Raw genomic sequence first — 15,310 nt, 5'->3', positions numbered from 1 at the left:
GGGTGCGGAGATCGCCGCGATGCTAGGTCGGCGCGAGCCCTCGCTTCATCGCCTCAGCGACGCAAATCCCGCGCCAGCGACTGGACACGGTGTCGGAATCATTGCCACAGCCGGTCGTTCACGCGGACCTCGATCAGCCGCGGACCGTCCTCCGGGTCCTCGGCGAGTGCGGCCCGCAGCCCGTCGGCGTCGTCGACAGTCGTCGCCTTGATGCCGAACGCCTGCGCCAACGCGGATATCTCAACGCCGCTGATGTCGGTGAGCGGATACTCCGCTCGCTCGCCTCCGCTTTTCTTCAGACCGGCGACCACGGCTTGGTACTTCCCGTTGTTCACCACGAGATACGTCACCGGCAACCGGTACCGCACGACGGTCCAGAACGCGGGCACGCCGAATTGGACGACGCCGTCGCCGACCACCGCGAGCACCCGCTCTCGCCGTGCCATCGCCACGCCCGCCGCCGCGCCCATTCCCCAGCCGAGCGAACCGCTCGCGGTGGCGAACAGCGAATCCGCCCGCGTGCGCTGGAGAAACCGCAGCAACGGCAGCGTCGAGGTCACCGCGTCGAGGACCAGCAGCCGTTCCCCGCCGATGACGTCCGCGAGGGTGCGCATCGCGAGCGCGGCGCTGAACTCCCCGTCCCACGGAACTTCGGCCGCCCAACGGGCTCGCCGGGCTTCGCTGTCCTTCCGCACCCGGGCAAGCCATTCGTCCCGAGAAGGCGCGCGGATCCCTTCGGCCAGTCCGCGCAGCACCGCAGCGGTGTCGCCGACAACCGCCCCGGCTGGCACGTAGCGGCGACCAGGCTCGGCGGCGTCTTCGGAGAGATGCAGGATCGGGACGCCGGGCGGCAGCGCCGCGACCTCGGCCGAGAACTCCAGCGGCGTCGGCATGCCCGCCAGCACCAGCAGGTCGGCCTCCGCCAGCAGCGGCGCGCGGGGCTCGAACAATCCGGCGTAGTGCGGATGATCCGTAGGGAACGACCACCGTTCGAGGTCTCGCCGGGACTCCACGAACACCGGCGCGCCAAGCCGCTCAGCCAACCGCGCCAGGTCTGCCTCGGCCCGTCGCCGGGCAACGTCCGATCCCGCGACGATCACCGGCCGCCGTGCCGCGTCGAGCAGCGCGCTCGCGTGTCGAACCGCTTCCGCGGCCGGGCCTTGCCGCGCACCCCGGCGGACCGGAGGCGCGACGCCGGGTTCGGCCGTCAGATGGTCTTGCGGGATCGTGAGAATCGCCGGTTGTTCCGGAACGACCGTGGTGTGCCACAGCGTCCGGCTGAGATCTTCCAGCAGGTCCTCCGCACGGAGGTTCTGCCAAGCATGGCCCACGTACGGCGCGGCCGTTTCGAGCAAGCGCGGCGAGGTCGTCAACGCGCGGTGCGGGAGGGTCGCCGTTCCTTTGATGCCAGCGAGAATCGCGACACTGCTACGTGCGACCTGCGCCGCGTACAGATGCGCCAGGCCGTTCGCGACCCCGACGTTCGTGTGCAGGTAGGCCACGCCGATCCGTCCGGAGGCGCGCGCGTAGCCGTCGGCCATGGACACCGAGATCGCCTCGTGCGTGGTCAGCACGAACTCGGGTCCGCCTCGTCGGGTGGCAAGAGCTTCGAGCACTGGTATCTCACTGGTGCCGGGGCAGCAGAAGACGTGCTCGACCCCCCACTGCGCCAAGGTTTCCAGCAACCGCGCGGCAGCCGTCATGCCCGGCACGCTACGCAGCACGCCGGGCCGGGCGCTCCGACGCGGCGACGGAAGAAACCCGGCGAACTGTGCGACACGGTGTCGGGATCGGAGTAGGTTGCGGTCTCGACACCCGGCGAAAGGCAAGGCGGCTCAATGACTTCTGCCCGGCACGACGGAGACACCTGGGACCTGGCGTCCAGCGTCGGAGCGACCGCGACCATGGCCGCGGCGGCCCGGGCGATCGCGACCCGCGAGGACGGCACGCTGTTCTCGGACCGGTTCGCCGAACCGCTCGTCCAGGCAGTCGGCGTCGACCTGCTCGCCAAGCTGGCGTCCGGCGAGTCCGCCTCCGGCACCCTCGTCGGGCAGATCTGGATCGACGCGGCCAAGATCCGCGGCAAGTTCTACGACGAGTTCTTCCTCGGCGCGGCTGACGCGGGCATCACCCAGGCCGTGATCCTGGCGTCCGGATTGGACTCCCGCTCCTACCGGCTGCCCTGGCCGGACGGGACCGTGGTGTACGAGATCGACCAGGAGCCAGTGGTCGAGTTCAAAGCCCGCACCCTGGCCGAGTTGGGCGCCGAACCCACTGCCGACCGGCGAGCGGTCGCCGTCGACCTGCGCGAAGACTGGCCCGCCGCACTGCGCGCCGCCGGTTTCGACCCGGCCCGGCCGACCGCGTGGAGCGCCGAAGGCCTGCTGGGATATCTGCCGCCCGAAGCCCAAGATCGCTTGCTGGACACCATCACCGAACTCAGCGCGCCGGGCAGCCGGGTCGCCACCGAGAACCGGCCCAACCCGCGTCCCGGCGACGAGGACAAGACGAAGGAACGCCTCGACCGCATCTCCGAGCAATGGCGCGGCGAGGGGTTCGACACCGACATGACGAGGCTGCGCTACTTCGGCGAGCGCAACGAAGCGGCTCCCTACCTGACCGGGCTCGGCTGGACGGTACGGGGAAGCACCGTCCGGGAACTGCTCGCGGCCAACGGTCTGCCGCCGCTTCAGGACGACGATCTGCGCATGGGCGACCTTCGGTACATCACCGGCGAATTGGGCTAGCGGGTCGGCGTTCCGTGAGGGGAACCCTGAGGGACTCAGAGTCCGTCAGGGTTCCCCTCACGGGCACCTGCCCTGCCCAAGTCCTTCGACCTGGGCAATCGCCCCCGCAACGCCGCCTTGAGTCCCCGGCGTCGGGGCAGTGGTCCGTGAAGGGCCCCTTGAGGGAATCAGATTCCCTCAAGGGGCCCTTCACGGACTTGCAGAAACGGTAATCCGGGTATTAATCAGGCATTTCGACAGCGCCTGCGTCCCTTATGGACAGCCAGCAACCTGCGACCACGCGACTCAAATCCCTGACATCGGAAGCTGAGCCTTTCGGAGTTCCCCTCACAGCACGCCGCGCCCTCCCCGCCACGGGCGCATCGCCAGTGGTCGAGCCATCACGCCTGGTCACACCTGGTTCGTAGCCGATTTGTGATGGTGGTCACGAGCCATACCGAGGGTTTGCCCAGCGCGGTCGCGAATCCCAAGCACAGCACCCGATCCCGAAGAGTTTTCCTGTTCGGCCACTGACCGGGCAGGTCAACGGGAGATAACGGTTTTGTGGAGATCCGTGCGTTCCGGGCGAGGATTTGCGGGTGCTCGCCCCTGCCGACCAGGTCCGTTTCGCCTTCGAGCCGCTGTACAGCCTCTACAGCGGCTCGGCTGTCGCAGTCGAAGCGGTCGGGCATCCGGCGGCGGGCTGGGTCCAGGACCTCCTCGACGCGGCGGGCGACCAGGCCCAGCTGATCGACGCCGACCTCGACCTCGCCGCCCGCGCGGCCGCCGCGGCCCCGCAGGTCGCCGCCGGGGTGTCGCTGCATCTCAATCTGAGCGCCAGCGCCGCCGGCGCGCCCGCCGAGCGGTTCATCCCGTTGCTGCAGACCCTGGAACGCGCGGGCCGCCGTCCCGCCGACGTCGTGCTGGAAGTGACCGCCCCGCTTGCCGTCCCGAACCCGGGGACCTTGCTGCAGGGCCTGCACCGGCTCCGCGACCTCGGCTTCCGGCTGGCTTTCGACCGGCTCGGCGCCGCGGGCCTGCCGATGAACCTCCTCGCCGAAGCGCCGATCGAGATGATCAAGCTGGACCGCGCGACGCTGCGCCGGCTCCCGGCGAACGCGTCGACCGTCGCGCTCGTCGAGGCGCTGGTGCAGTTCGCCACCCAAACCGACTTGCGGCTCGTCGCGACGGGAATCGAGAACGACGCGGAACTCGACGTCGCGCGACGCGCCGGAATCCGTCTCGTGCAAGGGAATCTGTTCGCCACTGCCGCCCCGGAACGCGTGCTGCCCACCGCCGAACGCGGCGACCAGCCGGGCACCACGGCGGTCTCGCCCGCCGCCGGACTGCGGATTCCTGAATTCCTCCGCCAGGCCAAAACCCTGCCGGACGACGCGACCTGCGACGACGTCCACGCGATCCTGTCCGCCGAGCACGCGCCGAAGGCCATCGTCGGGCTCGACCAGCAGGCGCGTCCACAGTGGACGATCGACCGGATGCGCTTCCTGCTGGCGGTGACCGGCCGGTACGGGCACGCGCTGTACGCCGGGAAGCCCGCCGCGAAACTGGCCGGCCCGCCGCGGCTCGTCCGGATCGACACCGGCACCCGCGAACTGCTCGAGATCATCGCCGACGGCGGAGCCGAGCACAGCGGCGACGACCTCGTCGTGACCGACGCGTCCGGCCGCTACCAGGGCGTGGTCCGGCCGAACGAGGTGGTGCGCCGGATGGCCGCGGTGAAGGTCGAGGCCGCGGTCGCGCTCAACCCGCTCACCCGGCTGCCCGGCAGCGACGCGATCGCCCAGGACGTCGCCCGCCGCGCGGACGCCGGACGCCCGTTTGTCGTGGCCTGGCTGGACATCGACCACTTCAAGCGGCTCAACGACACCGCCGGGTTCGCCGCGGGCGACGACCTGATCCGCGCCATCGGCCGGGCGCTGACCGACCACGCCCGGCGACTCGGCGACGTCACCGTCGGCCACGTCGGCGGCGACGATTTCCTGGTCGTCTGCGGCGTAGAGGACATCACCTCGCTCGCCGACGCGGTCCTCGGCCACGGCTGGTCCGCCGACGGCGTGTCAGTCACGCTCTCCCTGGCGAGCCTCGTCCAGACCGGTGCCTCAGCGGGTTCGTACCGCGAAAGCGCGCGGCTGCTGGCGCCGCTGAAGAAGCAGGCCAAGGAGATCCCGGGCTCGAGCTGGGTCAACAGCTGGCCGGGCGCCGGCCGGGCGCAGATTCTCCGCGGCAGCAAGGAAACGAACGGCCGATCGCCGCTGCTGCTGACCCAGCAATAGCCAGCAGTTCGTCCGCAGTCAGCAGCGCGTGCAACCTTCCATGCGCGACCGCGCGGCTGGACCGAGCTGATCGACCAGTACCGCACAACCAACCAACTCCGCACCCGCCTCAGTCACCGACTCACGCACCGCCAGCGCCTAACTCCCCATCTCGATCCAGCCGTCCACCAGCAGCACCCTGTCGCCGGACGACAGCGCCGACCGCCGCATCCGCAAGACATGCCGGAACCCCCGGAAATCCGGGCCTGTTACGAGGTCAGCTTCTCGCCGGGAAACATCCCAGCTGCCTCGCGAATCGCGGCGAACCCGACAGCTCATCCGCCGCCCCCTCCGCCCACTCCGCCCGCTCCGCTCCCTTCGCTCCCTCACCCAGCCACACCGAGAAATCGCCCCGGTTTCTGGACTGAGCGATCCGATCGGCCCCCCGGGCCGAGCGGATCGGGAGGGAAGAAACCGGATGAAGGCGATTTCTCCGCCGCGACGAAGTCGCGGCAATCAAACACGCTCCTCACTCTGCGGCGCGAACAGGTTCACCAGGTTGCCGTCCGGATCGCGGAAGAGCAGCGAGCGGTTGCCCCACGGCATCGTCGTCGGCTCCTGCACCACCTCCGCGAGCAGCGGCCGGAGCCGGGCGAACTCGCGGTCCACGTCCTCGACCTGGAATTCCAGGATGACGGTCCGGTTCGACTCCGGCACCGCCGCGCCCGCGCTGAACAGCGTCATCGTCTCGGCGCTGCCGATCGCCAGGGTCGCGGTCTCGCCGACGAACTCGGCGAACTGCTTCGCCGGGCGGCTCGCGACGAGGCCGGTCACCTGCTCGTAGAAGGACGTCAGACGGTCGATGTCACCGGTGATGATCCGGACGGAAGTCAACTGCACGGCCAGTTCCTCTCTCGTTGCTCAGTGGCCACGCTAGAAGCAATAGTGGACAGGATCCGCCCGGTATTGCGAGAATTCTCCGCATGACCCGGCCGATCGCCCGCGTGCTGGCGCTGCTGGAGATCCTGCAGGGCGGCGGCACCCGGACCGTCGCCGAGCTCGCGGGACGGCTCGACGTGGACGAGCGCACTGTCCGCCGGTACGTCGAGCACCTGCTCGACCTGGACATTCCGGTCCGCTCCGTGCGCGGCCGCTACGGCGGGTACCGGCTCGCGCCCGGCTACCGGATGCCGCCGCTGATGCTCACCGACGAGGAGGCGCTCGCGGTCCTGCTCGGGCTGGTCGCGGGCCGCCGCGCGGGGCTGGTCACCACGTCGGTCGCGGCTGCGGAAAGTGCGGTCGCGAAGGTCCTCCGGGTGCTGCCCGAGGCGCTCGGGCGTCGGCTCGACGCGCTGCTGGAGGTCGCCGACTTCACCGCACCCGCGCGGGCCGCGCTCACCGCCGAGGCCGAAGTGCTGCTCGCGGTCGCCGAGGCCGCGCGCGACCAGCGGCCGATCAGACTCGCCTACACCGCCGCGCACGGCCGGAGCAGCGAACGCGTCGTCGAGCCCTACGGTGTCGTGGCGCATTCCGGCCGCTGGTATCTCACCGGCTTCGACTCAAGTGCCGGGCAGGTGCGCACGTTCCGCGTCGACCGCATCGAACGGGCCGAACCGCAGGACGGAACCTTCAGCGCCCCAACGGATTTCGACCCGATGCGGCAGGTGCTCACCGGCATCGCCGAAGCACCGCATCGACACGACGTATCCGTGCGGATCGACGCGACCGCGGAGGAGATCCGCGCGGTGTTCCCGCCGTCCATCGCCATCCTGGAGGCGGACGGCGCGTGGACGCGGGCGCGCATCCGGGCCGAACGCCTCGACTGGATCCCGCCCCGGCTCGCCGCGCTCGACCGGCCGTTCGTCATCGAGCAGCCGGACGCCCTCCGCGACCATATGCGCGCCCTCGCCGACCGGCTGACCGGTTACGCCGGATCAGACTCCAGCGCGACGTCCAGCAACGCGCCCAGCTCATCCACCTGAGCCGCCGAAAGCCGGTTGAACGACGTCCTCACCACCACGTCCGCCAGTTCCTGCCCAGCCGACCGCAGCTCAGCGCCCTTCTCCGTCAGCCGATGCCGCACCGCGCGACCCGGACCGGGCACCCGCTCGATCAGGCCGCGATCGACCATCCGCGCGGCCAGCGTGCCGAAGGACTGGTCGGTCTGGAAGGTCAGCACGGCGAGGTCGTGCAGCGACGCATCCGGGTGATTGTCCAAGTGCCGCAACGTGTCCCACTGCACCAGCGACAGGCCGAGCGGCTGCAACGCCTGGCTCAGCGCGCGGTGATGGCGGTGCTGCAGGCGCTTGACGGCCAATGCGACGTCGGCGTGGCGGTACTTCATGGCCGGGAGCCTACCTCGTTCAAGACAGGTTGCTTATATCAACTTCCTTATATAAGGTTCCTGATATGACTTCCCCCCGGATCCTCCAGTTCCCGTCCACCGGCCCGGTCGACATCGCCGTCCAGGACCACGACCGCACCCGGACCTTCCTGCTGCTGCACGGCGGAGGCGGCGTCGCGACGATGGCCGGTTTCGCCGGCCTGCTGGCCGAACGCACGCGCTCGCGAGTCCTGCTCCCCACCCACCCCGGCTTCAACGGCACGCCGAAAGCCGCCGAACTCACCGACGTCACCGCACTGGCCAAGGCGTACGTCGCGCTGCTCGACCACCTCGACGTCTCGGATGTCACGGTGGTCGGCAACAGCTTCGGCGGCTGGCTGGCCGCGGAAATCGCCCTGCTGCACAGCCCGCGAGTCAGCCGCGCGGTGGTCGTCGACGGCATCGGCATCGAGGTCGACGGCCATCCGCTGGCCGACGTCCGCGGCAAGACGGTCGCCGAAATCCAGCAGTTCTCGTTCCACGACCCGGCGAAGGCGCCGACCCCGCCGTCCGGCAGCAGCGGCCCGAGCCCGGACGTCGCGGCGCTGGTGGGCTACACCGGCCCGGCGATGACCGACCCGACCCTGGTCGAACGGCTGGGCCACGCCGAGATCCCCGTCCACGTCCTGTGGGGCGAAAGCGACCGCATCGCCGATCCGCGGTACGGCGAGGCGTACGCCGCCGCGATCCCGGGCTCGACGTTCACCGTGCTTCCTCGCACCGGGCATTTGCCGCAGGTCGAAACTCCGGAAGAACTGCTCGAAGCCCTGCTCACCTTCGACGACTGACCGCGCCTGCGGGTTAAATGGCGGCTAGCGAAAAGGGGGATTCTCATGACCACCGCACTGATCGTCGGCGACATCCAGCGAGGCATCACCGACGGCTACCCGTTCGCCCGTCAGGTCGTGCCGCCGCTCGCCGACCTGCTGCCGCGTGCCCGCAAGAATGGCGCACTCGTCGTATTCGTGCATTTCGCCATGCGGGACAACGGAACCGACCTGCCCGACGGCGCGCTGTACCGCTCCTTCTTCGACGCCGGAGACGCTTTCCACGAGGGTTCGCCGGGCACTGAACTGACGCTGCCGGTCTCCGAAGAGGACGTCGTCGTCCTGAAGCGCCGGGCCAGCGCGTTCGCCGGAACGGATCTCGACCTGGTGCTGCGTGCCCGGGGCATCCGCGACGTCGCGATCGCCGGGGTCGCGACCAGCGCGATGGTCACCGCGACGTGCTACGACGCGGCGGACCGCGGCTACCAGGTGACCGTGCTGCGCGACGGATGCGCCGACAGCGACCAGAACGTCAACGACTTCCTGCTGGACAAAGTGTTCCCCAGCCGGGGATTCGAGGTCGTGACCTGTGCCGAGTGGACCGGAAGGACTGCCTGAGCACGTGATCGCCGCTGGTCAGCGGACTGAAAAGAGCCCGGGCGGCGTACTGGCGGCACCAGTTTCGCGACGTCGGCGAAGTCCGCTACTCTCAGTACGGCAACTATCACCGTGTCAGCACGCGGGAGGTACGCGTCGTGGCCGACGCAGTCAACGCACCGCCGGGAGTCAACCCGGACCAGTCGAGCGCCGCCCGCGTTTACGACTTTCTGCTGGGCGGGAAAGACAATTACGAGATCGACCGGCAGGTCGCCAGGGAAGCCGCCCGGGTGATGCCGGACATCGCGGAGACCGCGCGGGTCAACCGACATCTGATGACCCGGATCTGCCGGTTCCTCGCTTATCACGCGGGCGTCCGCCAGTACATCGACTGCGGTTCCGGCATGCCGACCGCGGAGAACGTGCACCAGATCGTGCAGCGCGCGGATTCGGGCACGAAGGTCGTCTACGTCGACTACGACCCGGTGGTGGCCAGCCACGGACGGGCGCTGCTCGACGAAAACGAGTTCACCGAATACATCCAGGCGGATTTCTTCGACCCGCCGAGCATTCTCGACCACCCGACGGTCACCGAGCACCTCGACTGGGACCAGCCGATCGCGGTGCTGTTCCTGCTCGCCCTGCACCACCAGACCGGCGACCGCGAGGTACCGGCGAAGGTGACGAAGGAATTCATCGACCGGCTCCCGTCCGGTTCGTACGTGGCGATCTCGCACCTGCTCGACGCGCACGACGGCTCCGCGGACGACGAAGCGGTGCAGGGCATCATCGAGTCGGTCCACAACGGATCGATGAAGGACGTCTCGTCCCGCACCCGCGCCGAGATCAAGGAACTGTTCCACGACATGGAGCTGATCCCGAGCGGACCGAACAAGCCCGCGGAAATCGTGCCGGTGGTCGAATGGTGGCCGGACGGCCCGCTGCTGGGCTCCCCGACGGTCGCCCAGCGGATCGTGGCGGTCGGGGTCGCGCGGAAACCCTGACGGCACACCAGGTTCGCAGGCGGGCCGGTGCTCCGGCTGAGCTAGCAGCTCGGCTGGAACACCGGCCCGCTTTTGTCGGTCACGACGCGACTGGCACCGGCTCCTCCGCCTTAGCCGCCGCCGGGGAACGCCGCAGCGCGACCATCCCGACCACCGCGAACACCACCACGATCGCCGCGCCGATCCCGGCCACCGTGTGCAGCCCCGAGGTGAACGCGTCCCGTGCCGTGGCCAGCAACTGCTCCCCCGTCGCGCCGGGCAGCGTCGCCGACGCCGCCATCGCACCGGCCATGCTGTCGGTCGCCTGGGCGGCCGCCGCGGCGGGCACGTGTGCCGGAACCGCGATCTGGTTGCGATACACCGCCGTCGCGACGCTGCCGAACACCGCGATCCCCATGGCGATCCCGAATTCCGCGCTGGTCTCCGACATCGCCGAAGCCGCGCCGGCCCGCTGCGGCGGGACCGAGCCGACCACCATTTCGGTGCACAGCACGCCTTGGGGCCCCATCCCGAAGCTCGCGATCGACATGCCCAGCACCACGAATGCCACACCACCGGACCCGCTGGCCAACGTGAACAACAGAATCCCGCCCGCCGCGACGAGCATTCCGAAGCCCAGCACGAATTCCGGACGGAACCGGCGCGCCAGCCGCGGCGCGATCATCGACCCGACGACCACCGCCAGCGCCTGCGGGACCAGCGACAGCCCGGCGTCGACCGTGCTCAGCCCGGCGACCATCTGCAGATACTGGCTCACCAGCAGGAAGACCCCGCCCATGGTGACCGCGCCGACGAGCATGATCGCCACCGCCGCGCTGAACGCACGCACCCGGAACAGCTGGAGGTCCAGCAGCGGGTGCTCGAGCCGCCGCTGCCGCCGGACGAACACCGCGCCGACCGCGAGCCCCGCGGCGAGCACGACGATTTCGGTGAGGGACAAGCCGTTCTTGGCGATTTCCTTGAGCGCGTAGATGACCGGCAGGATCGCCGCGAGCGACAGGCCGACGCTGGCGAGGTCAAGGCGTCCGGCGGAGGTGTCGCGGTATTCCGGCAGCAGCTTCGGCGCGGTCGCGAGCAGCAGGATCATCACCGGAACGCCCATCAGGAACACCGAACCCCAGCGGAAATGCTCCAGCAGGAACCCGCCGGCGACCGGGCCGACCACCATGCCGCCCATGAAACAGCTCATCCACACCGCGATCGCGGTGCCGCGCTGCTTCGGGTCCTGGAACATGTTGCTGATCAACGCGAGCGTCGAGGGCATCAGCGTCGCCCCGGCGATCCCGAGCACGGCCCGCGCGGCGATCAGCATCTCCGGACTGGTCGAGAACGCCGCCGCGACCGACGCGAGCCCGAACGCGCCGCCGCCGATCATCAGCAGCCTCCGCCTGCCGATCCGGTCGCCGAGGGTGCCCATCGTGACGAGGAACCCGGCGATCATGAAGCCGTAGACGTCGATGATCCACAGCAATTGCGTGCTGGACGGCCGCAGGTCCGCGGCGAGGTGCGGAACCGCGAGGTGCAGCACGCTCATGTCCAGCGACAACAGCACGGTCGGCAGGGCCAGCACCGCCAGGCCCAGCCACTCGCGTCGTCCTGCGCTCATTGCTCTCTCCCCTGAAGTCGCCTCGCCGGCGGTCTCGCCGACCGGTCTCACTGACGCGACGATCGGGGTGCGGGCGGATCGACATCCCCGGGGAAAACTTTTTCGGGCGAGTTTCGGTGAGCGAGCTCAGCCGAGGCACCGGTCCGTGAGGGGAACCCTGAGGGACTCTGATTCCCTCAAGGAGTCCCTCACGTACTTCAAGCCCTGGCCACACGGTGACAAATCGGGCATTTCGACACTGCCGGAGTCCTTTGCGGACGACCAGCGGGCCGAGGTAACGCGGCTTAAGTTCCTGGCATTGGGAATCAGAGTCCGCAGGGTTCCCCTCACGGACGCGGCCTAGGACGTCGCGGGGGTCACCGCGTAGTTCCCGAGCGCAGGTTCCAGCAGGTCGAACGCCTTCCGCGCCTCCGCCGCGACCGTCTCCGCGATCTCGTCGTCCGGCCGTCCGGCGAGGGTCAGCTCCTCGATCCGCTCGAACAGGCTGTGGTGCACCGCCCCCAGCACCGCGGCCGCCGTCCGGACGGTGATGTCCGACCGGAGGCTGCCCGCCGCGTCCGCCAGCGCGTCGGCCAAGGCCCGTTCCCGCCGCCGGTGCAGGCCCCGCAGGCACGCGGACAACGTCGGGCTCTCGGCGATCATCCGAGTGAACTCCAGCCCCGCGAACCCGACCACCGGGTCCTTCGCGGCGACCGCGGCCTCGAACGCCCGCCGCAGCGCCGCGAGCGCGGACTCCCCCGGCTCCCGCGAGGACACCGCCGCCGCCAGGGTCGCGACGAACTCCTCCTGGTGGTCCAAGACCAGGTCTTCCTTGCGGGCGAAGTAGTTGGTCACCGTCTTCTTCGCGACCCGCGCGGCCTCCGCGACCTGGGCGATCGTCGTCTCCTCGAAGCCTTGCTCCAGGAACAGCCGCGTCGCGTGGTCGGAGATCAGCTGGCGCGTCTCCTGCTTCTTGACTTCCCGCAGGCCTAGCTCCATCGAAAACTTACCTCCGACGTAATTTTACCTTGACAGCAGTTCCGAGTCTCGGCATACTTTTACTACCGACGTAAACATAACCCGAAGGAGAACCACTTGTCGATCGCCGCTCTCCCGTCGCTCGCGGACCAGGCGGAGCACCTGATCTCGCTGGAGGTACCCGAAATCGCGCAGCTTTCCGCCGCCGACCTGCGCACTTTCGCGGCAGCCCACAGCGACGCGGACGGCGCGCTGCTGGCGATCCACCCGGATCGAGCGCCAGCGTCGGCGCTCACGCCGCTGTTACGCCGCGAAGGCAAGGCCGGATTCGTCGTCACGGACATGCCGGACGTCGACCAGTTCGCGCCGCGCGACGTCGACCTGCCCGACGCGCCGCTGTACCTGGTCACCGGCCTCGACCGCGGCGACGAGATGGGGAACTGGAGCCCCGAAGAGGCGCTGCCCGCGATCACCAAGGCCGGGCGCAGTCCGCTGCTGCTCACCGAGGGGATCCACTGGGTGCTGCAACAGCCTTCGGTGCTCGAGCGCAATCATTGCTTCATGACCATCGGCTCCCGGCTGCGCAAGGAGAACGGCACGTTCGACACCCGCACACCAGCGCTGTGGATCAGCAACGGCACCGGCCGCGACGGCAGCGAACGCCGCAACGCCCCGAAGGTCGGCTGGTGCTGGTGGGGAAACCGACACACCTGGCTCGGTTTCGGGTCCGCCGCCGCCCGCCACTGAGCCCCCAACCCCGAGGAGAGCCCGCTTTCCCAGACCCGAACGCTCCGCATCCGATGCCCGACCAGCCGCGGGTGGCGCTGGTGGGCAACCAGCACACCCGGCCCGGTCTCGGTTCCGCCTGCACCCGATGCCCGGGCAACCCCAACTGGTACCAGTGGGGCATCCGGCACACCCGGCCGCGCTTCGGGTCCACCACCACCCGCTGCTGAAGCCCTAACCCCGAGGAGAGACCCCATTTCCCCCGACCCGACCGCCCTGCACCCGTAGCCGAACAGCCGCGGGTCGTGCTGGTGGAGCAACCGGCACACCCGGCTCGGTTTCGTTTCCGCCTGCACCCGATGCCCGGACAACCCCGACTGGCACCAGCAGGGCATCCAGCACACCCAGCTGGGCTTCGGATCCACCACTGCCACTGACACCCAACCCCGAGGAGAGACCCCATTTCCCCCGACCCGACCGTCCTGCACCCCATGCCCGACCAGCCGCGAGTGGTGCTGCTGAAGCCGCTGGTCACCTCGCCGCTGATCGACGTCGGCGAGTTCTCCTACTACGACGACCCGGACGATCCGACCGCCTTCGAGACCCGCAACGTGCTGTACCACTACGGGCCGGAGAAGCTCGTGATCGGCAAGTACTGCGCGCTCGGCGAGGGCGTGCGGTTCATCATGAACGGAGCGAACCACCGGATGGACGGGCCGTCGACGTTCCCGTTCCCGATCATGGGCGGCGACTGGGCCGAGCACTTCGACGTCATCACCGGCCTACCCGGCCGCGGCGACACGGTGCTGGGCAACGACGTCTGGCTCGGCTACCGGGCGATGGTCATGCCGGGCGTCCGCATCGGGCACGGCGCGGTCGTCGCGTCCGGGGCCGTCGTGGTGGACGACGTGCCGGACTACGGCATCGTCGGCGGCAATCCGGCCAAGCTGATCCGGCGGCGGTACAGCGACGAGGACGTCGAACGGCTGCTCGCGATCGCGTGGTGGGACTGGCCGGTGGAGCACCTCACCAAGCACGTCCGCACGGTCATGTCCGGCAGCGTCGACGAACTGGCGAAGGCGGCGGCCGAACTCGCGTAACTCGGTAACGTGGCAGGCGTGCCCGCTGAGATACCCGAGGAAGTCCGCCGAAGCACCGCGCTGTTCCTGTCCACAGTGGACCGAGTCGCACCGGGGCTGGTCACCGGCTTCTACCTGGTCGGCTCGGTCTGCTTCGGCGACTTCCACGCCCGCGGCGCCGGACGCGGACGGCTGAGCACGTCCAGCGACATCGACTTCGTCGCGGTCGCTGACCGACGCGCGGAACCTGGCGAGATCGAGGCGCTGGCCCTGGCGCATGGCACGACGGTCGCCCAGTTCCCGAAACCGCATTTCGACGGAGTCGTGCTCACCTGGGCCGACCTCGCCGCCGGACCGGATGCCTGCCCGGACGTTCCGTGCGCGCAGGAAAACCGGTTCACCGAGTCGGGTCGCGACGGTCTCAACCCGGTGATGTTCTGCGAACTCGCCAGCCGCGGGATCGCGCTGCGCGGACCGGAACCGTCCGATGCGGACATGTGGGCGGACCAGGATGCCTTGCGCGCGTTCACCGTCGACAACCTGAGCCGTTATTGGCGGCCGTGGTGGGAGAAGAACCGGCGCGCCAGTGCGTTGTCGCTCGCGATCGGAATGAGCCCGTGGTTTCCGGTGTGGGCAGTGCTCGGGGTGAGCCGTCTGCACTATCTGCTGGCCACCGGGGAGATGACGTCCAAGTGCGGCGCGGGCCGTTACGCGGCAAGGGAATTCGACGAGCGGTGGCAGCGCATCATCGCGGAGAGCTTGAGCCTGCGCACCGAAGGCGCGGAAGGCCGGCGCAGCTACCGGAATCCCCTGGCGCGACGACGTGACACCCTCGACTTCCTGGACGCGACGATCGACGACGCACTCGCCTTGGCCTAGCTCACGGATCGGGCCAGCGTTGGCCTGGCCGGGGGCGCCGAGAGCGCGGTTCGTCGGCGCGGTTCGTTCGAGCACGCGCGTCCCAGCGCGACCGGCGGCTGCGATGAGGCCACGGTTGCGGCGGGGTCCGGCAGGCGGCGTTGACGGGCACCGGGCTCACTTCGAGCCGCGCGGCAAGGTCGCGCACGGTGAGCAGCCGGCCGCCAGCCGTCCGGCGGAGATGGCGCCCTCGACCGACAGCGCGATCTCGGCCGCCGTCGCGCCGGACAGCGCTGCCTCCTCGATCGGGTCGCTCATCTGCCTGTACTAGCAC

At 69.6% G+C, this 15,310-nt stretch carries 16 protein-coding genes; 10 read left to right on the top strand and 6 right to left on the bottom strand.

Features of this window, described 5'->3' with window-relative positions:
* Positions 1 to 98: 98 nt before the first annotated feature.
* Positions 99 to 1,703: a thiamine pyrophosphate-binding protein gene (locus tag ABZX37_RS17200; RefSeq protein WP_354740504.1), complete on the bottom strand. Its 1,605-nt coding sequence runs from the start codon at positions 1,701 to 1,703 to the stop codon at positions 99 to 101.
* Positions 1,704 to 1,838: 135 nt separating this feature from the next.
* Here ABZX37_RS17200 and ABZX37_RS17195 point away from each other — a divergent pair, with 135 nt between their 5' ends.
* Together ABZX37_RS17195 and ABZX37_RS17190 are read left to right on the top strand one after the other, a co-directional pair.
* Positions 1,839 to 2,747, top strand: coding sequence for a class I SAM-dependent methyltransferase (locus ABZX37_RS17195; protein ID WP_354740502.1), 909 nt, complete (start codon positions 1,839 to 1,841; stop codon positions 2,745 to 2,747).
* Between the two features lie 578 nt (positions 2,748 to 3,325).
* Positions 3,326 to 5,020, top strand: coding sequence for a bifunctional diguanylate cyclase/phosphodiesterase (locus ABZX37_RS17190; protein ID WP_354740500.1), 1,695 nt, complete (start codon positions 3,326 to 3,328; stop codon positions 5,018 to 5,020).
* 495 nt (positions 5,021 to 5,515) lie between these two features.
* Here the strand turns inward: ABZX37_RS17190 and ABZX37_RS17185 are convergent, their stop codons facing one another.
* Complete coding sequence (locus ABZX37_RS17185; protein WP_354740498.1) at positions 5,516 to 5,899, bottom strand: VOC family protein; 384 nt, start codon at positions 5,897 to 5,899, stop codon at positions 5,516 to 5,518.
* An 83-nt stretch (positions 5,900 to 5,982) separates the two neighbouring features.
* Between ABZX37_RS17185 and ABZX37_RS17180 the strand changes: the two genes are divergently transcribed.
* Positions 5,983 to 6,981, top strand: a complete 999-nt coding sequence (locus tag ABZX37_RS17180; protein ID WP_354740496.1) for a YafY family protein — start codon at positions 5,983 to 5,985, stop codon at positions 6,979 to 6,981.
* Here ABZX37_RS17180 and ABZX37_RS17175 read toward each other — a convergent pair.
* Positions 6,924 to 7,343: a MarR family transcriptional regulator gene (locus ABZX37_RS17175; protein WP_354740494.1), complete on the bottom strand. Its 420-nt coding sequence runs from the start codon at positions 7,341 to 7,343 to the stop codon at positions 6,924 to 6,926. The genes ABZX37_RS17180 and ABZX37_RS17175 overlap by 58 nt on opposite strands.
* Before the next feature lie 65 nt (positions 7,344 to 7,408).
* Here ABZX37_RS17175 and ABZX37_RS17170 point away from each other — a divergent pair, with 65 nt between their 5' ends.
* The 3 genes from ABZX37_RS17170 (at position 7,409) to ABZX37_RS17160 (ending at position 9,750) form a co-directional block, all read left to right on the top strand.
* Positions 7,409 to 8,170: an alpha/beta hydrolase gene (locus tag ABZX37_RS17170; protein ID WP_354740492.1), complete on the top strand. Its 762-nt coding sequence runs from the start codon at positions 7,409 to 7,411 to the stop codon at positions 8,168 to 8,170.
* A 45-nt stretch (positions 8,171 to 8,215) separates the two neighbouring features.
* Positions 8,216 to 8,767, top strand: a complete 552-nt coding sequence (locus ABZX37_RS17165) for an isochorismatase family cysteine hydrolase (RefSeq protein WP_354740490.1) — start codon at positions 8,216 to 8,218, stop codon at positions 8,765 to 8,767.
* A 137-nt stretch (positions 8,768 to 8,904) separates the two neighbouring features.
* The gene (locus ABZX37_RS17160; RefSeq protein ID WP_354740488.1) at positions 8,905 to 9,750 is read left to right on the top strand and encodes an SAM-dependent methyltransferase; all 846 of its coding nucleotides are present in this window, start codon (positions 8,905 to 8,907) and stop codon (positions 9,748 to 9,750) included.
* 79 nt (positions 9,751 to 9,829) lie between these two features.
* Here ABZX37_RS17160 and ABZX37_RS17155 read toward each other — a convergent pair whose 3' ends face one another.
* Together ABZX37_RS17155 and ABZX37_RS17150 are read right to left on the bottom strand one after the other, a co-directional pair.
* On the bottom strand, positions 9,830 to 11,356 hold the full coding sequence (locus ABZX37_RS17155) for an MFS transporter (protein WP_354740486.1): 1,527 nt from the start codon (positions 11,354 to 11,356) through the stop codon (positions 9,830 to 9,832).
* A gap of 339 nt (positions 11,357 to 11,695) precedes the next feature.
* Positions 11,696 to 12,334 (bottom strand): TetR/AcrR family transcriptional regulator, encoded by a 639-nt coding sequence (locus tag ABZX37_RS17150; RefSeq protein WP_354740484.1) that lies wholly within the window; start codon positions 12,332 to 12,334, stop codon positions 11,696 to 11,698.
* A gap of 96 nt (positions 12,335 to 12,430) precedes the next feature.
* On the opposite strand from ABZX37_RS17150, the gene ABZX37_RS17145 reads away from it, so the two are divergent.
* From ABZX37_RS17145 to ABZX37_RS17130, 4 genes are all read left to right on the top strand, one after another.
* Positions 12,431 to 13,060 carry a DUF5701 family protein gene (locus tag ABZX37_RS17145; RefSeq protein WP_354740482.1) on the top strand — a complete coding sequence of 210 codons (630 nt, stop codon included), beginning with the start codon at positions 12,431 to 12,433 and terminating at the stop codon, positions 13,058 to 13,060.
* A 53-nt stretch (positions 13,061 to 13,113) separates the two neighbouring features.
* Entirely contained in the window at positions 13,114 to 13,269 is a 156-nt protein-coding gene (locus ABZX37_RS17140) for a hypothetical protein (RefSeq protein ID WP_354740480.1), read from the top strand.
* 261 nt (positions 13,270 to 13,530) lie between these two features.
* Entirely contained in the window at positions 13,531 to 14,139 is a 609-nt protein-coding gene (locus ABZX37_RS17135; RefSeq protein WP_354740478.1) for a CatB-related O-acetyltransferase, read from the top strand.
* An 18-nt stretch (positions 14,140 to 14,157) separates the two neighbouring features.
* The gene (locus tag ABZX37_RS17130) at positions 14,158 to 14,997 is read left to right on the top strand and encodes an aminoglycoside adenylyltransferase domain-containing protein (protein ID WP_354740476.1); all 840 of its coding nucleotides are present in this window, start codon (positions 14,158 to 14,160) and stop codon (positions 14,995 to 14,997) included.
* 156 nt (positions 14,998 to 15,153) lie between these two features.
* On the opposite strand, the gene ABZX37_RS17125 is transcribed toward ABZX37_RS17130, so the two are convergent.
* Complete coding sequence (locus tag ABZX37_RS17125; protein WP_354740474.1) at positions 15,154 to 15,294, bottom strand: hypothetical protein; 141 nt, start codon at positions 15,292 to 15,294, stop codon at positions 15,154 to 15,156.
* Positions 15,295 to 15,310 lie beyond the last annotated feature (16 nt).

Source organism: Amycolatopsis sp. NPDC004079 (assembly GCF_040610415.1).
GTDB lineage: Bacteria > Actinomycetota > Actinomycetes > Mycobacteriales > Pseudonocardiaceae > Amycolatopsis > Amycolatopsis halotolerans.
The sequence above is the reverse complement of the archived record's forward strand: the minus strand, read 5'-3'. Positions and strand labels throughout refer to the sequence as shown.